Annotated in this window: 16 protein-coding genes; 4 read left to right on the top strand and 12 right to left on the bottom strand. The window is 73.1% G+C overall.

What is annotated here, in order from left to right; translation table 11 throughout:
• Positions 1-23 precede the first annotated feature (23 nt).
• Entirely contained in the window at positions 24-389 is a 366-nt protein-coding gene (locus E1262_RS11790; protein ID WP_132103334.1) for a hypothetical protein, read from the top strand.
• A gap of 32 nt (positions 390-421) precedes the next feature.
• On the opposite strand, the gene E1262_RS11785 is transcribed toward E1262_RS11790, so the two are convergent.
• From E1262_RS11785 to mraZ, 12 genes are all read right to left on the bottom strand, one after another.
• Complete coding sequence (locus E1262_RS11785) at positions 422-1174, bottom strand: cell division protein FtsQ/DivIB (protein WP_132103333.1); 753 nt, start codon at positions 1172-1174, stop codon at positions 422-424.
• A complete protein-coding gene (gene murC, locus E1262_RS11780; RefSeq protein WP_132103332.1) occupies positions 1171-2583 on the bottom strand; it encodes a UDP-N-acetylmuramate--L-alanine ligase in 1413 nt (470 codons plus the stop codon). The genes E1262_RS11785 and murC overlap by 4 nt, the downstream gene beginning before the upstream one ends.
• A gap of 4 nt (positions 2584-2587) precedes the next feature.
• Complete coding sequence (gene murG, locus E1262_RS11775; protein WP_132103331.1) at positions 2588-3712, bottom strand: undecaprenyldiphospho-muramoylpentapeptide beta-N-acetylglucosaminyltransferase; 1125 nt, start codon at positions 3710-3712, stop codon at positions 2588-2590.
• Between the two features lie 31 nt (positions 3713-3743).
• Positions 3744-4997 (bottom strand): putative lipid II flippase FtsW, encoded by a 1254-nt coding sequence (gene ftsW / locus E1262_RS11770; RefSeq protein WP_132103330.1) that lies wholly within the window; start codon positions 4995-4997, stop codon positions 3744-3746.
• Complete coding sequence (gene murD / locus E1262_RS11765) at positions 4994-6472, bottom strand: UDP-N-acetylmuramoyl-L-alanine--D-glutamate ligase (protein ID WP_132103329.1); 1479 nt, start codon at positions 6470-6472, stop codon at positions 4994-4996. Before murD ends, ftsW begins: the two co-directional genes overlap by 4 nt.
• Positions 6454-7515: a phospho-N-acetylmuramoyl-pentapeptide-transferase gene (gene mraY / locus E1262_RS11760; protein WP_132103328.1), complete on the bottom strand. Its 1062-nt coding sequence runs from the start codon at positions 7513-7515 to the stop codon at positions 6454-6456. Before mraY ends, murD begins: the two co-directional genes overlap by 19 nt.
• Positions 7512-8948: a UDP-N-acetylmuramoyl-tripeptide--D-alanyl-D-alanine ligase gene (locus tag E1262_RS11755; RefSeq protein WP_132103327.1), complete on the bottom strand. Its 1437-nt coding sequence runs from the start codon at positions 8946-8948 to the stop codon at positions 7512-7514. Before E1262_RS11755 ends, mraY begins: the two co-directional genes overlap by 4 nt.
• A complete protein-coding gene (locus E1262_RS11750) occupies positions 8945-10456 on the bottom strand; it encodes a UDP-N-acetylmuramoyl-L-alanyl-D-glutamate--2,6-diaminopimelate ligase (RefSeq protein WP_132103326.1) in 1512 nt (503 codons plus the stop codon). Before E1262_RS11750 ends, E1262_RS11755 begins: the two co-directional genes overlap by 4 nt.
• Before the next feature lie 19 nt (positions 10457-10475).
• Positions 10476-12539 (bottom strand): peptidoglycan D,D-transpeptidase FtsI family protein, encoded by a 2064-nt coding sequence (locus tag E1262_RS11745; protein ID WP_132103325.1) that lies wholly within the window; start codon positions 12537-12539, stop codon positions 10476-10478.
• A complete protein-coding gene (ftsL, locus tag E1262_RS11740; RefSeq protein WP_132103324.1) occupies positions 12539-12919 on the bottom strand; it encodes a cell division protein FtsL in 381 nt (126 codons plus the stop codon). Before ftsL ends, E1262_RS11745 begins: the two co-directional genes overlap by 1 nt.
• On the bottom strand, positions 12916-13908 hold the full coding sequence (gene rsmH, locus E1262_RS11735) for a 16S rRNA (cytosine(1402)-N(4))-methyltransferase RsmH (protein ID WP_132103323.1): 993 nt from the start codon (positions 13906-13908) through the stop codon (positions 12916-12918). Before rsmH ends, ftsL begins: the two co-directional genes overlap by 4 nt.
• A gap of 168 nt (positions 13909-14076) precedes the next feature.
• Positions 14077-14508 carry a division/cell wall cluster transcriptional repressor MraZ gene (mraZ, locus tag E1262_RS11730; protein ID WP_132103322.1) on the bottom strand — a complete coding sequence of 144 codons (432 nt, stop codon included), beginning with the start codon at positions 14506-14508 and terminating at the stop codon, positions 14077-14079.
• A gap of 925 nt (positions 14509-15433) precedes the next feature.
• Here mraZ and E1262_RS11725 point away from each other — a divergent pair.
• The 3 genes from E1262_RS11725 to E1262_RS11715 form a co-directional block, all read left to right on the top strand.
• On the top strand, positions 15434-16393 hold the full coding sequence (locus tag E1262_RS11725; RefSeq protein ID WP_132103425.1) for an AAA family ATPase: 960 nt from the start codon (positions 15434-15436) through the stop codon (positions 16391-16393).
• 8 nt (positions 16394-16401) lie between these two features.
• Positions 16402-17724 carry a DUF58 domain-containing protein gene (locus E1262_RS11720; RefSeq protein WP_132103321.1) on the top strand — a complete coding sequence of 441 codons (1323 nt, stop codon included), beginning with the start codon at positions 16402-16404 and terminating at the stop codon, positions 17722-17724.
• 26 nt (positions 17725-17750) lie between these two features.
• The coding region (locus tag E1262_RS11715) for a transglutaminase TgpA family protein (RefSeq protein ID WP_132103320.1) at positions 17751-20101 on the top strand (2351 nt) is incomplete at its 3' end.

Below are 20101 nucleotides of genomic sequence, written 5' to 3'. Positions count from 1 at the left end.
CCCGATCTGGCGAGATGAATGACATGACGAACGCCCACCTCAACCTTGCAGCGCCCACCATCGACAACCAGGACGTCCGCGAGCGCCGCATCCCCCGGCAACGCACGCGAACAGGGTTCGACGACGAGATCGCGCGGCTCATCCGCGACCGCGTTCAGGTTGATCTCGCCAAGAGGACGGCGCGCCGGCGCCGCCATCGGGATGATCGCGAAGCCCTCGAACGGCGTCGCCGTCATGCGAAGCAGGCACTGCACGCCGAGAAGCCCGCGGCAAAGGCCCAGCAGACCTGCCGTTGCCCCCAGCCGCGCCCACCCGCCTTGCTCGAACGAGATCCGGCCGACGGCACGAACGTGCTCACCCTCTGCCCGGTCTGCGGACGGAGAACCTGATGGCGGCACACGGCCCGTCCGGGTGACCCCGGTCAGGGGTTCACGGCGGGGTGCTCCGGCGCGGACACATCGTACGACGACGGCGCCTCCTCCTGGGCGCCGATCAGCGCCAGCAGAACCTCGGCCTTGCGGTCGATGTCGTCGGCGGTGCCCCAACGGACCACCGCACCGTCGGTGAGCTCGAGCCGGATGTCCGCCTCCGAGTGCGCCTCGACAGTGTCGACCAGGTCGTACAGCGACGTGGGCAGGCCAGTCAGGACGGTGACGCCGGCCGCGCGCACGGCGTCGTCGACGTCCGAGGAGGAGTCGTCGCCGGGAGCGGTCAACACAGGCAGGTCGTCCGGCCGGGAGTCGGCGGCACCGAAGAGGGCGCCGGTCTCGTCGACGCTCCACCACGAGCCGTCGGCGGACACCGCGGCCACCGGGACCCGCGGCGTGACGTCGATGGTCAGCGTCGACGGCCAGGAGCGCCTGACGTCGACGGACGCGGCCTCGGGCAGCTCGCTCACCCGGTCGGCGACGGCACCGGTATCGACCCTGGCCAACGGCGTGTCCATGGGTGCCTCGGCCAACGACAGCACCTCATCCGTCAGCGGCGACGGAACACCCTCGACCGACACCGATTTCACGGAGAGCACACTTGACCAGCCGACCAACCACACCAGACCGGACACCACAGCGACACCGAGCAGGGCTAGCAGCAGGCCGAGCAGCCGCCGCAGCCGCTGTCGCCGGGCCCGCGCCGCGAAGAGCTGGGCGCTGGGCGACCGCGACGCGAGGCTCATCGCGACCGCGCCTCCAACACGTCGAGCACTTCGGGGCCGATCAGCGTGACGTCGCCGGCGCCGACGGTGAGCAGGATGTCGCCGGGCTCGGCCCGCGACGCCGCCAGCTCCGGCACCGCCGACCACGACTGTTCGAACACCACGTGCGACGGCGGAAGCGGCACCGATGCGGCCACCAGTGCCCCGGTGACACCGGGCTCGGGGTCCTCACGGGCGGCGTAGACGTCCATGATGATGACTTCGTCGGCGGCGCCCAGGGCGGTGCCGAACTCCGAGGCGAAGATCCGGGTGCGGCTGAACAGGTGCGGCTGGAACACCACGACCACGCGGCCGGGTCCGGCCACGCCGCGGGCGGCGGCCAGTGCGGCGGCCACCTCGGTCGGGTGGTGGGAGTACTCGTCGTAGACGCGGACGCCTCCGGCCACGCCCTTGAGCTCGAACCGGCGCCGGGTTCCGGTGTAGCCGGCCAGACCGTCGAGCACGTCGCCCGCCGGGAAGCCCATGCCGAGCGCCGCGGTGAAGGCCGCGGCCGCGTTCAGCGCGTTGTGCTTGCCTGGCAGCTGCAGCTGGATCCGCTCCAGCCGGCGGCCGCGGGCGACCAGCTCGAACGACGCACCCGGCCCGGCGATGTCCAGGGCGGTCACCCGCACGTCGGCGTGGCGCGACTCACCGAACGTGTGCACCACGACCCCCCTTCCAGCTGCCCTCTCACCCAAGGCTCTAGCGCCGGGGTCGTCGGCGCAGACGACGAGGAAGCCGGTCACGCAGTCGACGAACGCGTCGAAGGCCGCCTCGTAGGCCTCGGGGGTGCCGTAGAAGTCGAGGTGATCGGCTTCGACGTTGGTGACGATCGCCACCTCGGGCTCGTAGGCCAGGAAGGACGCGTCGCTCTCGTCGGCCTCGGCGACGAAGATGTCGCCGCTGCCGTCGTGGGCGTTGGCGCCCGACTCGTTCAGGCTGCCACCGATGGCGAACGACGGGTCGGCGCCACAGTGCTGCAGCGCGACCGTGATCATGGAGGTGGTCGTGGTCTTGCCGTGGGTCCCGGCGACGGCGATCGCCCGCCGGCCGGCCATCACCGATGCCAGCGCGGCGGCCCGGGGCAGGATCGGCAGGGCGCGTTCCTTCGCCTCGACGACCTCGGGGTTGTTCTCGCGGATCGCGGTCGAGACGACGACGGTCTCGGCGAGGCCGACGTTGGAGGCGGCGTGGCCGACGTGCACCTCGGCACCGAGCGCCCGGAGGCCGGCGAGCACGCCGGAGTCCTTGGCGTCGCTGCCCGACACCGGGACGCCGCGGGCCAGCAGGATGCGGGCGATGCCGCTCATGCCCGCACCGCCGATGCCGACGAAGTGGACCCGGCCCAGCTTCTCCGCGGGCACGGTCCGCTCCGGTGGCGAGACGATCACGTGGTCAACCTCCGACGCTCTTCTGTGCAGCCGCGCGCCGCACCATGTCGACCAGGCGATCGTCGGCGTCGCGCCGACCGAGAGTAACCGCTGCGGCACCCATCGCGTCCAACCGAGCCCGATCGCCCAGGAGCGGAATCACCTCGGCGGCCAGCCGCTCCAGGTTCAACTCCCCGTCGGGGACGAGCACTCCGCCGCCGGCGGAGACGGTGGGCAGGGCGTTGAAGCGCTGCTCGCCGTTGCCGTGCGGCAGCGGGACGTAGACGGCCGGCAACCCGACGGCGGCCAGCTCGGCGCAGGTGATCGCGCCGGCTCGGCAGACGGCGAGGTCGGCGGCGGCGTAGGCGAGGTCCATGCGGTCGATGTAAGGCACCGGGACGTACCGGGGACGCGGACCCACGGCCGCGGCGATCCCGCTGGCGGCGGCAGCCTCGGCGGCGGCATCCACGTTGCCCTGCCCGACGGCGTGCAATACCTGGAACCCGGCGTCGAGCAGGGCGGGAAGGGCACCGGCCGTCGCCTCGTTGATCCGCCGCGCGCCTTGGCTGCCGCCGAAGACGAGCAGCGTGGGCAGCGACGGGTCGAGGCCGAAGAAGGCGCGGCCCTCGGCGCGGGAGGTGTCGCGATCGAGGAGCGCGATCGATCGGCGCAGAGGAATGCCGACGTGCTCGGCATGTGGAAGATCGATGCCGGGTGAGGCGACCCCGACGAAGGAGGTGAACCGGGCGCCCACCCGGTTGGCCAGGCCCGGCTTGGCGTTCGCCTCATGCACGACGATCGGCACGCCCAGCCGGCGCGCCGCCATGTACGCGGGCAGCGCGACGTAACCGCCGAAGCCGACCAGCACGTCCGCATGGTGCGACCGCAGGACCTCGGTGGTCCGGCGGACGGCGGCGCGGACCCGCAGGGGCAGTCGCAGGAGGTCGGGCGTCGGCCGGCGGGGCAACGGGACCGGCGGGATCAGCGCCAGCTCGTAGCCGCGCTCCGGGACCAGCCGGACCTCCAGCCCGCGCTCGGTCCCGAGCAACGTGACCTGCGCCTCCGGATCGGCACGAACCACCGCCTCGGCCGTTGCCAGGGCAGGTTCGATGTGCCCGGCGGTACCACCGCCGGCCAGGACGACCTTCACCCGCACATCCTCCTGCTTGGGAGCCGCGTGCTCATGCGTGGGCCCTCCTCGACCGGCGGCGCTCGCGCCGCGCCTGCTTGCGGGCCGCCAATGCTTCGCGGGCGCCGGGCTCCTCCTTGGCCAGCGCCATCAGGATCCCGACCGCGACGATGACGACGACCATGGAGGCGCCACCGTACGACACCAGCGGCAGCGGCACGCCGATGACCGGGAAGACGACGAGGACACTGCCGAGGTTGATGATCGCCTGGACGATCAGCCAACCGGTGATGCCGGCCGCCGCCAGGCGGGTGAACGTGTCAGTGGTGCGCATGGCGATGCGGATGCCGGCGAACCCGAGCGTGAAGAACAGCCCGAGCACCATCAGCGCTCCGGGCAGCCCGAGCTCCTCGCCGAGGATGGAGAAGATGAAGTCGGTGTGCGCCTCGGGCAGCTGGCCCCACTTGAGCCGGCTCGCGCCGAGTCCGCTCCCCCACCAGCCACCGGTGGCGAACGCGTAGATCGAGTTGGCCGCTTGATAGCCAGTGCCGGAGAAGTCCGAGAACGGGTCGAGGAAGCTGACGACGCGCGACATGCGGTTCTCCGAGGCCGTCACGAAGTACGCCCCCACCACACCCACCACACCGAGCGCCAGCCCGAACAGCCACGTCGGCACGCCGACCACCCACAGCAGCGTCAGCACGATCGCCATGAGCACGAGCGCCGTGCCGAGGTCGTGCTGACCGATCGTCAGTGCGACGACGGCGCCCGAGACCGGGATGAACGGGATCATCAGGTGCTTCCACTGCGCCAGCAGCCGGCCCTTCAAGGCGAACATGCCGGCGCCCCAGATGATCAGAGCCAGTTTCGCCGGCTCCGACGGCTGGATGAGGAACGGGCCGCCGAGGTCGAGCCAGTTCGTGTTGCCGCCGCGGGTCACGCCGAGGCCGGGGACGAACGTCAGCGTCAGGAGCATCGCCGCCGCCACCAGCATCGGCAGCCCGAACCGGCGGATCAGCCGGGCCGGCATCCGCGACGCGATCCAGGCGAACGGCAGCGCCACGATCACCCAGGCCAGCTGACGGGCGAAGAAGTAGTACGGGTAGCCGAACTGCACCCGCGACATGACGCTGGACGCGGAGAACACCATGACCATGCCGAGCACGAGCAGCAGGCCGGCCGACCCGAGCACCAGGTAGTACGAGGCCAGTGGCCGCTGCAGCAGCCGGCGCAGCGACTCGGCCGCCGCCGTGCGCATCGGCTTCGCGTCGGCGGCGGCCGGTGTGTGCTCGTCGACCGTGCTCACGGCGTCGCGCGGCCACCAGGCAAGCGTCGCACCGCATCAGCGAAGGCGTCGCCCCGGGCCGCGTAGTTGGCGAACATGTCCATGGACGCGCACGCCGGCGCCAGCAGCACGGTGTCGCCCGGACGGGCGAGCCCGGCGGCGGCGGCCACGATGCGGTCCATGGCCTCATTGTCGGTGTCCGGAACGTCGACAACCGGTACATCCGGTGCGTGTCGTGCGAGCGCTTCGGCGATGACGGCGCGATCGGCGCCGAGCAGGACGACCCCGCGCAGGCGATCCCGCACGGCGGGGACGAGCTCCGAGAACGACGCTCCCTTGGCCAGCCCGCCCGCGATCCAGACCACCGAGTCGTACGCCGCAAGCGACGCGGCCGCGGCGTGCGGGTTGGTCGCCTTGGAGTCGTCGACGTAGGTGACGCCGTCGACGACGGCGACGGTGGCGATGCGGTGCGGGTCGGGGGCGAAGCCGCGCAGGCCGTCGCGGACGGCGACCGGCGGCACCCCGATCGAGCGGGCCAGCGCAGCGGCCGCCAGCGCGTTCGCCACGTTGTGCGGCGCCGCAGGCCGCACGTCGGCCACCGCCGCCAGCTCAGCGGCCGACGTCTGGCGCTCCGCGATGAACGCGCGGTCGACCAGGAACTCGTCGACGACGCCGACCATGCCGACCGACGGGATGCCCAGCGTGAACCCGATCGCCCGCGCCCCCTCGCGCACGTCGGCGTCGCGGACCATCTGCTCGGTGACGGGGTCGGCGACGTTGTACACGCAGGCGGTCTCGACGCCCGAATAGATACGCGCTTTGTCCGCGGTGTACGCCTCCATCGAGCCGTGCCAGTCGACGTGGTCCGGCGCGACGTTCAGCACGGCGGCCGACCGCGCCGCCATGGAGTACGTCCAGTGCAGCTGGTAGCTGGACAGCTCGACGGCGATGACGTCGTGGCCGCCGGGGTCCATGACGGCCGACACGATCGGGTCGCCGACGTTCCCCGCGGCAACGGCGCGCAGCCCGGACGCACGCAGCATCGACGTCAGCATCCGCACCGTGGTCGTCTTGCCGTTGGTGCCGGTCAGCACCAGCCAGGGGGTCGCGGGGTCACGGATCCGCCAGGCCAGCTCGACCTCGCCCCAGATCGGCACGCCGGCCGCGGCGGCCGCGGCCAGCAGCGGCGCCGACGGCTTCCACCCCGGCGACGTCACGACCAGCTGCGTCCCGGCCGGCAACGACGCCGTCGACCCCGGGCCCAGCTCGATGCGGGCGCCGAGGATGCGCAGGATCGTCGCGCGCTCCTGCTCGGCCGGGCCGTCGCGGTCCTCCAGCACGGTCACCTGGGCGCCCAGCTGGATCAGCGTGTCGGCGGCCGCGTACCCGGACACGCCGAACCCGGCGACGGTGACCCGCAGCTCCGGCCACGGGCTGTCGCGCTGCGCCTCCTTCAGCCAGGACGGCGACCCACCGATCACGCCGTCGCCACCCATTCGGCGTAGAACAGGCCGAGCCCGAGCACCACGAACATACCGGCAATGATCCAGAACCGGATGACGATGGTCACCTCGCCCCAGCCCTTGAGCTCGAAGTGGTGCTGCAGCGGCGCCATCCGGAACAGCCGCTTCCCGCCGGAGATCTTGAACCACCCGACCTGCAGCATCACCGACAGCGTGATGACGACGAACAGCCCGCCCAGCACGATCAGCAGCAGCTCGGTGCGCGTCGTGATGGCCAGGCCGGCCAGGCCGCCGCCGAGCGCCAGCGACCCGGTGTCGCCCATGAAGATCTTCGCCGGCGCCGCGTTCCACCACAGGAACCCGAAACAGGCCCCGACCAGCGCCGCCGAGACGACCGCGAGGTCGAGCGGGTCGCGCACCTCGTAGCAGCTGGGGCCGGGCGCGACGCCGCAGCTCTGGTTGAGCTGCCAGACGCCGATCAGCGTGTACGCGCCGAACACCATGACCGCGGCGCCGGTGGCCAGGCCGTCCAGCCCGTCGGTGAGGTTCACGGCGTTGGAGAACCCGGAGATGAGGAACAGCGCCCACAGCACGAACACGGCCGCCGGCAGCACCCACGGCGTGTCCCGCAGCACCGACAGCGCCTGTGAGGCGGGCGCGTAGCCCTGCTCGTCCGGGAAGTTGATCGCCAGGATCGCGAACACGACGGCGACGGCGATCTGCCCGGCCATCTTGGCCCGGCTGCGCAGGCCGAGGCTGCGCTGCTTGGAGATCTTGATCCAGTCGTCGAGGAACCCGACGATGCCCAGCCCGACGACCAGGAGCAGCACGAGCAGGCCGGACACCGTCGGCGGCGACGGCCGGACCAGGTGCGCGACGAAGTACGCGAGCACCGCCGCGATGATGATGACGGCGCCGCCCATGGTGGGCGTGCCGCGCTTGGTGTGGTGGCTGGTGGGGCCGTCGTCGCGGATCAGCTGGCCGTAGCCGCGCTTGACCAGCCAGCGGATCGCCAACGGGGTGCCCAGGATCGACGCCACGAGGCCGACGACGCCGGCCGTGAGGATCGAGATCACTTGTCCTCCACCAGCCGTTCGCCGAGGAACCGCAGGCCGGCATCACGAGACGACTTGACCAGGACGACGTCGCCGGGCCGCAGCTCGGCGCGGAGCAACTCCAACGCGGCGTCGACGTCGGGCACCCAGACCGACTCGCCGTCCCACGACCCCTCCAGCGACGCGCCCTGGTGGATCGCGCGGGCGCCGTCGCCGACCGCCACCAGCCGCGACACGTTCAGCCGGACGGCGAGCCGCCCGATGGCGTCGTGCTCGGCGATCGACGACTCCCCCAGCTCGAGCATCTCGCCGAGCACCGCCCACGTCCGGCCGCTGCCAGCCGGCCGCAGCGACGCCAGCGTCTTCAGCGCCGCGCGCATCGACTCGGGGTTGGCGTTGTAGGCGTCGTTGACGACGGTGACGCCGTCGGGCCGCTCGGTGACCTCCATGCGCCACCGCGACCGCGGCAGCGCCGCCGACAACCGCGACGCGACCTCGTCCAGCGGCACACCCAGCGACAACGCGGCACCGGCGACGGCCAGCGCGTTCGACACCTGGTGCTCGCCGACCAGCCGCAGCGACACGCGGGCCTCGCCGTCGGTGGTCACCAGCCGGAACGACGCGCGGCCGGCGGCGTCGAGGGCGACGTCCTCGGCGCGGACGTCGGCGTGGACGGACTCGCCGACCATGACGACCTGCGCCTCAGTCCGCTCGGCCATCCGGCGCACGACCTGGTCGTCGGCGTTCAGGACCGCGACGCCGCCCTCAGCCGCCGGCGGCAGCGCCTCGACCAGCTCGGCCTTGGTCCGCGCGATGGTCTCGCGGTCGCCGAACTCACCGAGGTGCGCGCTGCCGACGTTGAGGACGAGGCCCACCCGAGGAGGCGCGATGCCGCACAGGTAGGCGATGTGCCCCGGCCGGCGCGCGCCCATCTCGACCACGAGCGTCCGCGTCGACTCGTCGATGCGCAGCACCGTCAGCGGCACGCCGACCTCGCTGTTGTACGAGCCGGGCGGCGCGACCAGCGGCCCGAGCGGCTCGAGCACCTGTGCCAGCAGGTCCTTCGTCGTCGTCTTGCCGGACGACCCGGTGACGCCGACGACGGTCACCTGCGGCAACCGGTCGAGGTTCGCTTCTCCGCCGAGGCCGGAATTCAGCTTGTCGAGGACGGCGCGGGCCAGCCGGCCGAACGCGACCTCGGTGTCGTCGACGACGACCGCCGGCACGCCGACCGGCCGCGCGGCCAGCACCGCCACGGCGCCGGCATCGATGGCGGCGGAGGCGAAGTCGTGCCCGTCCTGCGCCTCTCCCCGCCGTGCGACGAACAGCCCCCCGGGCTCGAGCTCACGGGAGTCGGTGACCACCGGGCCGGTCACCCGGACGGCGGGGTCGGCGACGGCGTCCAGCCGGCCGCCGGTGGCCGAGGCGACCTCGGCCAAGGTGAGCGGGATCAAGCCTGGAACTCCTCACTCCACCGCACCAGCTCCTCGCGGAGCACGTCTCGATCGTCGAATGGATGCACGACGCCTGCGATCTCCTGCCCTTGTTCATGCCCTTTGCCGAGGATGACGACGGTGTCGTCGGGACCGCGCGCGCTGCGCAGCGCAGCGCGGACGGCCTCACGACGGTCCCCCACCTCGAGGATCTCCCCCGCCCGCTCCGCGTCCGGCACCGACCTGGCGCCGGCGACGACCGCGGCCCGGATGGCGGCCGCGTCCTCGGAGCGGGGATTGTCGTCGGTGACGACCACGACGTCCGCGTCGCGCGCGGCGGCCGCCCCCATGAGCGGACGCTTCTCGCGGTCGCGGTCGCCGCCGGCACCCACGACGACGATCAGGCGTCCGCGCGGGTGCAGCGCGTGTAAGACGTTCTCGATGGCGTCCGGCGTGTGCGCGAAGTCGACGACGCCCGCGGGAGCGCCGCGGGGACCGGCGACCCGCTCCATCCGGCCCGGCACACCCGGGCAGGCCGCGACGCCGTCGGCCGCCGTGGCGGCGTCGACGCCGGCCTGCAGCAGCATCGTCACCGCCAGCGCGGCGTTGCTGACGTTGAACTCGCCCGGTATCGGGACCCGCAGCTCGAGCTTGTCGCCGTCGGCACCGGCCAGCGTCGCACGGTCGCCGTAGCAGTCGACGCGCCAGTCGGCGTCGGCCGCCACGTGCGGCGGCGCCACCGTCACCACCGGCAGCGGCGTCGACGCGGCCAGCCGGCGGCCGTACTCGTCCCCGACCACGACGACGGCGCGGCGGGCGTGCTCCGGCGTGAACAGCCGGGCCTTCGCGGCGAAGTAGTCGTCCAGGTCGGTGTGGAAGTCGAGGTGGTCCTGGCTAAGGTTGGTGAATCCGGCGACGTCGAACACCACGCCGTCGACCCGCCCGAACACCATGGCGTGGCTGGACACCTCCATGGCGCACGCCGTGACGCCGCGCTCGCGCATGACGGCGAGCAGCGCGTGCACGTCGGTGGCCTCGGGGGTGGTGCGGACGCTGGCGACCCGTTCGTCGCCGACCCTGGTCTCGACGGTGCCGATCAGCCCGGTGGTGTGCCCGGCGGCGCGCAGCCCGGACTCCAGCAGGTACGTCGTCGTGGTCTTGCCGTTGGTGCCGGTGACGCCGAGCATCAGGAGGTCGCGCGCCGGGTGCCCGTAGACGGCGGCGGCGATCTCGCCGAGCCGCGAGCGCGGGTCGTCCAGCCGCAGCACCGGGATCGCGACGTCGGCGGCCAGCGCCACGCCTTCGTCGTCGGTCATGATCGCCACCGCGCCGGCCGCCGCCGCAGCCGCCGCGAACCGCGCGCCGTGCGTCACCGCGCCGGGCAGCGCCATGTAGAGGTCACCGGGCCGGACCTGCCGCGAGTCGTGCGTGACGCCCGTCACCTGCACGTCCGCCGGCGCGGCGGCGTCGAGCGCCGTCAGCGGCAACGGCGTGACGTGGCGGGGTCGCAATCCTGGGCGGTCGGGCACGACAGAGCAATCTACTCGGTCAGTCGGCGAAGAGTGGCACCTGCGGCGCCTCTGTGCCGGTCGGCGCCACGCCGCCCTGCTCGAGGGCGAAGCGCATGATGTCCGCGAAGGCCGGACCGGCCAGCGCACTGCCGGAATTGCCGTTCTGCGGGTCGAACAGCGAGACGACGACGACGTACTGCGGGTCGTCGGCCGGCGCGAAGCCCATGAACGAGGAGTTGTAGTCGGCGTAACAGCCGCACTCGGGGTCGACCCGCTGCGCGGTACCGGTCTTGCCGGCGACGCGGTAGCCGTCGACCAGCGCGGGCTTGCCGGTGCCGCCCTCGCCCATGACGGCCTCCATCATCGTCGTGACCTCGGCGGCGGTCTCCTCGCTGATCACTCGCTCCGGCGCCGAGGGCTCCACCGGCGTCTCGCGCCCGTCGGCGTCGACGGTCGCCGCGACCAGCCGCGGGTCGACCCGCACGCCGCCGTTGGCGATGGTGGCGTACGCCGACGCCATCTGCACGGCGCTGACCGAGATGCCCTGGCCGAACGCGACGTTGTCGCGGGTCAGGTCGGTGAAGTCGTCGCCGGACGGCAGCCGGCCGCCGGTCTCGCCGGGCAGCCCGAGGTCCGGTGCCGTGCCGAACCCGAACCGCTGGAGGTAGTCGTGGTAGACGTCCTTGTCCAGCGTCTCGGCGGCGAGGACGGTGCCGACGTTGCTCGACTTCGCCACGATGCCGGCCAGCGTCATCTGGTCCTCGCCGTGGCTGTAGTAGTCGTGGATGGTCTCGCCGCCGCGCCGGATGTTGTCGGGCACCGAGAAGGTGGTGGTGTGGTCGGCCAGCCCCTGGTCGACGACGGCCGACATGGTGATCGGCTTGAACACCGAGCCCGGCTCGTAGGCGTCCTCGACGGCGGCGCTGCCGCGGTCGGTGGCCTCCGTCTTGCTCGGGTCGCTGGGGTCGAACGCGGGCGTGGCGGCCAGCGCGACGATCTCCTGCGTGTCGACGTCCATGACGACGGCGACACCGTCGGCCGCGCCGGCGTTCGCGACCGCCTCGGCGAGCACCTGCTCGGTGTGCCACTGCACGTCGCTGTCCAGCGTCAGCCGCAGCCCGGTGCCGGCCACCGGCTGGCTGACGTGATTCGCCGAGCTGTTCGGGATGCGGATGCCGCCCGGGCTGAACTGGTAGGTCGCCTCGCCGTCGACGCCGGCCAGAGTCTGGTCCATCGACTGCTCGAGCCCGGTGAGGCCCATGCCGTCGGTGCCGAGGAACCCGACGACGTTGCCGGCGACGGTGCCCGCCGGGTAGTCGCGGGCGGCGGCGGTCTCCGCGGTGAACCCGGCCAGGCCGAGTGCCCGGATCTCCCGCCAGGTCGCCCCCGGTACCCCGCGCGCGACGACGACGTACCGGTCGGACCCGGTGAGGTCGCGCTGCAGGTCGGCGGCGGGGCTGCCGAGGATGGCCTCCAACTGCAGCGCGTAGGCGGCCGGGTTCGCCACCTGCGTCTGGTCGACGACGACGTCGTACGCCTCGACGGTGCTGGCCAGCGGCTCACCGTCACGGTCGACGATGGCGCCGCGGTCGGCCCGCACCGCGACCGTCTTCAGGCCGATGCGGTCGGCGACGGCGGTGTACGTGGACGCGTCGATACCCTGCAGCTGGATCAGGCGGCCGCCGAACAACGACAGGACCACGCACACGCCGACCAGGCTCACACGCAGCCGCTTGCGCGGGTCGGCCAGCCGGACCGTGCGCGGCTGCCTCGGCGGCTTGGGGCGCTTGGGCGCCTTCGGCGGCTTGGCCGGCTTGGCCGGCCGCGATGCTCTGGTCGCCTTGGGCGCCCGGGGCGGCGTCGGCACGGCACCGGCACGCGACGACGTGGGAGCGCTCTTGCGCGCCCGCGGCGCGGCGGTCTTGCGGGCCGGCTTCGCCGCGGCCTTCGCGGCGGTCTTGCGGGCCGGCTTCGGGGCCGGCTTGGGCGCCGGCCGCGCGGCGCGGCCCGCCGCCTTGCCCCGTCCTGCGCCCGCCGCGGCTCCTCGTCCGGCCGCACCTCGTCCGGCCTGTCCCCTGCCGTCCCGGCGCTTGGGCGGCATCAGTCAGCACCACCGGCGTCGGCGGACGAGGAGCCGGGCAGCTCCAGGAACGTGGGCGCCTCCTCGGCCGGGACCATGCCCATCCGGGTCGCCTGATCGGCCAGCGCGTCCGGTGCGCTGCGGGCGGCGACGCGGTCGGCGAGGTCGGTCTGCCGGTCACGCAGCTCGTCGGTGGTCGACTGCAGCTCGCCCAGCTCGAACGCGCCCTGCTGCAGCGCGGTGTTGAGGACCAGCAGGCCGATCAGGCCGATGCCGAGCACCAGCAGGACCAGCACGACGAACGGGGCGCGGGGCGCGCGGGAGGCGCGCGGCGGCACACTGCGCAGCGCCGGACGTCGCGGCGCGGCGACGGGTGCGTAGACGCGTTCGGCGGCACTCATGCTTCTCCCCCTGACGCCTCGCGGCGGGCCGCAGTCGACGCCCCCTCCCTGATCCGCTCGACGGCGCGCAGCCGGGCCGACTGTGCGCGCGGGTTGGCGGCGATCTCCTCGTTCGTGGGCGGTTCGGACCGGGTCAGCAGCCGCAGCTCGGGCCGGTGCTCCGGCAGCTCGACCGGCAGTCCGGGCGGCGCGGAGCTGGTCGTCCGCGCCGCGAACAGCTGCTTGACGATGCGGTCTTCCAACGAGTGGTACGAGAGCACGACGATGCGGCCCCCGACGGCGAGCGCGTCGATGGCCGCCGGCAGCGCCCGCTCGAGCGCCTCCAGCTCGCCGTTGACCTCGATGCGCAGCGCCTGGAACGTCCGCTTGGCCGGGTTGCCTCCGGTGCGCCGGGCCGGCGCGGGAATGGCGTCGCGGATCAGCTCGACCAGCCGGGCGCTGGTGTCGAACGGCGCCCGCTTCCGCTCCCGCACGACCGCCGCCGCGATGCGCGACGCGAACCGCTCCTCGCCGTAGCGGCGCAGGATGCGGGTGAGGTCGGCCGCGGCGTAGGTGTTGAGCACCTCGGCCGCGGTGATGCCGGTGGACTGGTCCATCCGCATGTCCAGCGGCGCGTCCTGGGCGTAGGCGAAGCCGCGCTGGGCCTCGTCCAGCTGGAGGGAGGAGACCCCCAGGTCGAACAGGACGCCATGCACGCGCCGGATGCCGAGGCCCGCCAAGACGTCGGCGATCCGGTCGTAGACCGCGTGCACGCCGGTGAACCGGTCGCCGAACGGCGCCAGCCGCTCGGTGGCCCGGGCCAGCGCCTCGCGGTCGCGGTCGAGGCCCACCAGGTGGGCCGTCGAACTGCGGCGCAACAGGGCCTCGGCGTGCCCGCCGAGACCCAGCGTGGCATCGACCACAACACGCCGCTCGTCCTCCAGCGCGGGCGCCAGGAGCTCGACGACGCGGTCGAGCAGCACTGGGACGTGCGCCCCCTGCTCAGTCATCGACACCCCCGCGTCTCTCGTCGTTGCCTGTTGTGCCGTTCGCTGTTCGTACGACCAGGTCCCCGCCCGCTCGGGCTTGCTTGCCAGCTCTGGCCGCTTGGCACCGGGGAAGGTGTGTCAAGCGGTTGAGCGGCCGGAGACCTCGTCGTGCGTTCCACGCGACGGCGGTCAGAAGATGCCGGGCAGCACCTCCTCCGAGATGTCGGCGAACATCGGTTCCTTCTCCGCCTGGTACGTCTCCCAGGCCTGCTCGGACCAGATCTCCACCCGTGTCATGGCACCGACGACGGTGCACTCACGCTCCAGGCCCGCGTACGTGCGCAGACCCGGCGGGATGGTGATGCGGCCCTGCTTGTCCGGGACCTCGTCGCTGGCCCCCGCAGCCAGCATGCGAGCGAAGTCGCGCGTGCCCTTGTGCGTGATGGGGGCGGCGCGCAACTGCTCGGTGAACCGGAGGAACTCGGTACGCGGCCACACGTAGAGACAGCGCTCCTGCCCTCGTGTGATCACGACGCCCTCCGCCAGTTCGTCCCGGAACTTCGCCGGGAGGATGAGCCGCCCCTTGTCGTCCAGCCGGGGCGTGTGGGTACCGAGGAACACGGCCCACCTCCCCGCTGTCCGCCGCGACCGTCACCGGACGTTCCATTGACCGCCACCCCGGACCACTCTTCCTCCATTGCCCGCCACTCTACTCCACTCTCCCCCACTTGCAACCACATTCAGCCCCTCCTCGCCCCACCACGCTCCGCCCGGCCGTCGCCGGGTGACGGCGGCCGGACGCGGCGCTGGGACCGGCGGAGAGCACGTCCGCGCTGGTCAGAGGCTTGCCGGCAAGGGCCAGCGGACGACGCTGGACGGCCTGGTGGGCCGTGGTGGAGCGACCATCAGACGGAGCGGGGGTGCGGCCGGCCCGTCGGCCCGGGCAGCGCCCGCCCGGGCCTGAGGGGCCCGGCGTCATGCCTGGTCAGCGACGTGCGGTGGTCATCGGGGCGCCGCGGTGGAGGAAAGTGGTGGAGCGCCGTGGCAACGGAAGCGGCGCAGGCCGGCGGCGGCGGCCGCCGACGTCGACATCCGGCAGGCGTGATCATCAAGGATCGACCACGTCATGGTGTGGCGGATCCTTGATGATCATGGGACCAGGCGACGACGAGCCCGACCGTGGAACCGGGGCCGCGCCCGTGCGCATGGAGGTGTGCCCAGACTCGCCCCGTCCCCCTCAGTTCGCGGCCTGCGGAACGCCAACCCCCGTCCGTCCGACAGGCGCTCCCACCAGCGGGCGATCGGCGAATGTCCGCTTCGGATGGATGCGCGTGCATAGGGAGTGGACATAGGCTCTGCGGGTAAGCGAAAGCCGGGGCCGGTCGGAACCTGCGGGGCGGGTCGGACGTCGCACACTGCAGACTGGAAAGCGGAATTCCGCGATCGGCCGAGGCACGTCACGCCGACGAGGTCGGGGATCGAAGGAGGAAACGTGCCTGAGCCGTTCAACCCGGGCCGTCATCAACAGCAGGGGCCCAACGATCTCGTGCCGGAACTGGCGCTGAGCGACCTCGCGGACACCGCGGCCCGCATCCAGGCCGCCATCGGCTCGGTGATCGAGGGGAAGCCCGAGGTCATCAAGCTGGCCCTCACCGTGCTGCTGGCCGAGGGCCACATCCTCATCGAGGACGTCCCGGGTGTCGGCAAGACCATGCTGGCCAAGTCGGTCGCCCGCGCCATCGACTGCTCGGTGCGCCGCATCCAGTTCACGCCCGACCTCATGCCCAGCGACGTCACCGGCGTCTCGGTGTTCAACCAGGAGACCCGCGAGTTCGAGTTCAAGCCGGGCGGCGTGTTCGCGAACATCGTCGTCGGTGACGAGATCAACCGCGCCTCGCCGAAGACGCAGTCGGCGCTGCTGGAGTGCATGGAGGAGCGCCAGGTCACCGTCGACGGCACCACCTACCAGCTCGAGGCGCCGTTCATGGTGGTCGCCACCCAGAACCCCATCGAGATGGAGGGGACGTACCCCCTCCCCGAGGCGCAGCGCGACCGCTTCATGATGCGGCTGTCCATGGGCTACCCATCGCCGCGGCACGAGATCGAAATGATCGACACCCACGGCTCGACCAGCGCCCTCGACCCGCTCGAGCCGGTCACCGACGCCGCGCACGTGCACAAGCTGGTCCGGCTGGTCCGGGGCGTGTACGTCGCCGACCCGATCAAGGAGTACGCCGTCGCCCTGACCACCGCCACCCGCACGTCGCCCGACCTCCGGCTGGGCGCGTCGCCGCGGGCGACGCTGCACCTCATCCGGGCGGCCAAGGCGTGGGCCGGCCTCGAGGGGCGCGAGTACGTGCTGCCCGACGACATCCAGGCGCTCGCCGCTCCGGTGCTCGGCCACCGGCTGCTGCCGACGGCCGAGGCGCAGATCGGCCGCCGCGACTCCACGAGCATCGTCGCCGACCTCGTCCAGCGCATCCCGCAGCCCGAACCGGCCCGGTAGGGCCTTCTATGAACGACGCGCTGTCCGGGCTCACCCGCCGCGGCTGGGCCTTCCTGGCGGTCGGCGGCGGCGCCATCGTCGCCGCCGTCCTGGCCGGGCAGCGCGACGTGCTCCGCGTCGGGCTGCTGCTGGCCGTCGTCCCGGCCATCAGCCTGGTCGTCGCGCTGCGCAGCCGGGTGCGGCTGGCGGCGTCGCGGTCCATCGAGCCGCCACGGGTCTCCGTCGGCGAGCGGGCGACGGTGCACCTGCGGCTGGCCAACTCCGCGCGCATCCCGACCGGCGTGCTGCTGGTCGAGGACAGCATCCCGTTCACGCTCGGCGCCCGGCCGCGGTTCGTCCTCGACCACGTGTGGTCGCGGTTCCGGCGCGACGTCACCTATGCCATCGACCCGGTCGTGCGCGGACGGTACAAGGTCGGCCCGCTGACGGTGCGGGTCACCGACCCGTTCGGCATGGTCGAGCTCAGGCGCGCGTTCAGCGACTTCGGCACGCTCATCGTCACCCCGACGGTGCACCAGCTGCCGCCGGTGCGGCTGGTCGGCGAGTGGAGCGGCAGCGGCGAGAGCCGGCCGCGGGCCATCGCCGCCGCGGGCGAGGAGGACGCGACGATCCGCGCCTACCGCATCGGCGACGACATGCGCCGCGTGCATTGGCGGGCCACCGCCCACCACGGCGAGCTGATGGTCCGGCGCGAGGAGCAGCCCTGGCAGAGCCGCGCCACCATCCTGCTCGACACCCGGACGTCCGGCCACACCGGCGAGGGCATCGACTCCTCGCTGGAGTGGAGCGTCACCGCCGCGGCGTCCATCGGCGTCCACTTGGCCGAGCGCGGCTACGCCGTCCGGCTGGCCACCGACCACGGCAGCGCCGTCTCCACCAACTGGCACGACCCCGCCAGCGGCCCCGGCGACGCCAAGGTGTCGCTGCTCGACGCGCTCGCCGTCGTCCAGCCGCAGCGCGACGCGTCCGTCGGCCGCTGGCCCGACCTCCTCAGCGGCGCCGAGGCCGCCACCGGCCTGCTGGTCGGCGTGTTCGGCCGGCTCAGCGAGCAGGAGGCCCGTGTCGTCGCCGGGCTGCGGCAGGGCTCCACGGCCGCGCTGGCCGTCGTCCTCGACGTCATGTCCTGGACGTCGCTGGGCGAGAACAGCCGCGAGCAGGTGCGGCTCACCGCCGCCGCCCAGGTGCTGCGCAGCGCCGGCTGGAACGTCATCGTCGCCAAGCGGGGTGAGCACCTGGCATCGCTGTGGGAGCGACTCGGGCTGCAGCGGCCCGCCGTGCAGGCACCGGCGCCGGCGCCGGCCGGTGCCTCGAGCGGACGAGAGGCGCGTTGATGTCGTCGCTGAGTGCACACGGCCGCTTGACCATCATCGGGGCGGTGGCGGCCTGGCTGTCCGTGCTGCCGCTGTTCGCGATCACGCAGGCCGACGACTGGATCGTGCCGGCCGCCATCGTGGTCGCGCTGGTCGCCGGCACCGGCTACGTGCTTCGCAAGCTCGGCGTGCCGGCGCTGCTGGTGCCGGTCGCGCAGCTGGCGATCGTGGTGCTGTGGCTCGGCGTGCTGGTGGCCAACGACGTCGCCCTGTTCGGCTTCATCCCCACCACCGACTGGGCCACCCGGCTGGTCGACGTGTTCTGGGAGGGCATAGACGTCACCTCGACGTACATCGCCCCGATCCCGGTGCCGCGCGGCATCCTCATGCTGCTGGTCGGCGGCACCGGCCTGGTGGCGCTGATGGTCGACGCGCTCGCCGTCTGGCTGCGCCGGGTCCCGCTGGCCGGCGTGCCGCTGGCCGCCTGCTACGGCGTCGCGGCGTCGGTCATGACCACCGGGCTGGACTGGTGGTGGTTCCTGCCGCCGGCGGCCGGGTTCCTCGCGCTGCTGGTGTCCGAGGGACGGACCCGGGTGGCGGCGTGGGGCCGGTCGGCCAGTCCGTCGGCGCGGCGCAGCGGCATCCCCGAGACCGACTCGCTGGCCCGCAACGGCCGCCGGGTCGGCGCGGTGGCGCTGGCGGTGGCGGTCGCGGTTCCCGGCCTCGCGCCGGTGCTCACCGAGGGCGTGCTGGGGCCGGGCCGCGGTGGCGGCGGGGGTGGCGGGCAGACCATCCGGACGGACAACCCGATCATCGACCTGCAGCGCAACCTGCAGCGCCGCGAGAACGTCGAGGTCCTGCGCTACAGCTCCCCCGAGGACCAGGCCACCTACATCCGCATCGTCACGCTCGACGTGTTCGACGGCGAGGAGTGGAAGACCTCCGACCGGCCGGTGCCCGACTCCGTCGACTCCGGGATGCCGTGGCCGCAGGGCCTCGTCGAGGCCGACTGGCCGGTCGCCGACTACGACATCAGGGTCACCGACGACTTCAGCTCCAGCTGGCTGCCGCTCCCCTACCCGGCGCAGCACATCGACATCGACGGCGACTGGCGCTACCACGCGCCGACCCTGGACGTCGTGGCCGATGGCGACGACGTCCGCGCCCGCTCGTACAACGTGCAGAGCCTGGTCGTCGAGCCGAGCGTCGAGGCGCTGCGCAACGCCGGCCCGCCCAATGACGACGTCGACGCGATGCTCGAGCTGCCCGACGAGCTCCCCTCGCTGGTCACCGAACTCGCCGACGAGGTCACCGAGGGCGCCACCGACGACTTCAGCCGGGCGGCCGCGCTCCAGCAGTGGTTCCGCGGCCCCGAGGGCGACTTCACGTACGACATCGAGTCGACGTCCGGCCACACCGCCGACGCGCTCGTCGACTTCCTGACCGAACGGACCGGTTACTGCGAGCAGTTCGCCGCCACGATGGCCATCATGGCCCGCTACCTGGGCATCCCGGCGCGGGTCGCGGTCGGCTTCACCGCTGGTGACTACCAGGGCAACGGGACGTACCTCGTCCGCTCCCACGACTCCCACGCCTGGCCGGAGCTGTACTTCGAGGGGTCCGGCTGGGTCCGGTTCGAGCCCACCCCGGCCGCGATCACGGGCATCGCGCCCGACTGGACGGTCGTCCCGAGCCAGAACGCGCCGGTGCCCGACCCCAACCCGAGCGGCCCGGCGCCGTCGCCGTCGAACACCGCCCCGTCCATCCCGCGCGACGACCAGCTCGGCGGCGGCGCGGCGTCCGGCAACCAGGAGCCGCCGTCGCAATGGCCGCTGATCGTGCTGGGGGCGCTGGCGCTGGCGGCGTTCTTCGCGACGCCGTCGGTGGCCGCCCGCGTCGCACGCGAGCTGCGCTGGCGCCGGGCCGGCGACGATCCCGGCGCGCTGGCCGAGGCCGCCTGGGCCGACCTGCGCGAGTCCGCGCGCGACGCCGGCCACGCCTGGGACCCGGCCGCCACCCCGCGCGTCACCGGTCGTCGGCTCGCCACCGCCGCCTCCCTCGAGGACGACGACCAGCAGCTCCTCGACCACCTCGTCGGTGCCGTCGAACGGGCCCGCTACGCCCGCCAGGCCGAGCCCGTCGAGGCACTGCGCGAGGACACCGACATGGTGCGCCGCTCCGTCGCCCGCTCCGCCTCGCTCGGCCGGCGGATCCAGGCGTTCCTGCTGCCGACCCGGCTCCGCGACAGCGCCGTCGAGGCCAACCGCCGCCTGGTCGACGGGTTCGACTGGATCGACGCCACCGGCGAGCGGATGCGCACGTCCGTGGCCTCGGCCGCGGTGCGCCGCCGGCTCCCCGCCCCCCGCCCTGTCTCTCATACACATCTGACGCCGCCCAC

The sequence above is a fragment of the Jiangella aurantiaca genome, from assembly GCF_004349105.1.
GTDB lineage: Bacteria > Actinomycetota > Actinomycetes > Jiangellales > Jiangellaceae > Jiangella > Jiangella aurantiaca.
Note: the sequence above shows the minus strand (reverse complement) of the source record. Positions and strands in the feature narration are given on the sequence as shown.

Coding starts and splice junctions, on each gene's coding strand:
- E1262_RS11785 (WP_132103333.1), bottom strand. CDS start 1,174: ATGAGCCTCGCGTCGCGGTCGCCCAGCGCCCAGCTCTTCGCGGCGCGG.
- E1262_RS11720 (WP_132103321.1), top strand. CDS start 16,402: ATGAACGACGCGCTGTCCGGGCTCACCCGCCGCGGCTGGGCCTTCCTG.
- murD (WP_132103329.1), bottom strand. CDS start 6,472: ATGGGTGGCGACGGCGTGATCGGTGGGTCGCCGTCCTGGCTGAAGGAG.
- E1262_RS11745 (WP_132103325.1), bottom strand. CDS start 12,539: ATGCCGCCCAAGCGCCGGGACGGCAGGGGACAGGCCGGACGAGGTGCG.
- rsmH (WP_132103323.1), bottom strand. CDS start 13,908: ATGACTGAGCAGGGGGCGCACGTCCCAGTGCTGCTCGACCGCGTCGTC.
- E1262_RS11790 (WP_132103334.1), top strand. CDS start 24: ATGACGAACGCCCACCTCAACCTTGCAGCGCCCACCATCGACAACCAG.
- ftsL (WP_132103324.1), bottom strand. CDS start 12,919: ATGAGTGCCGCCGAACGCGTCTACGCACCCGTCGCCGCGCCGCGACGT.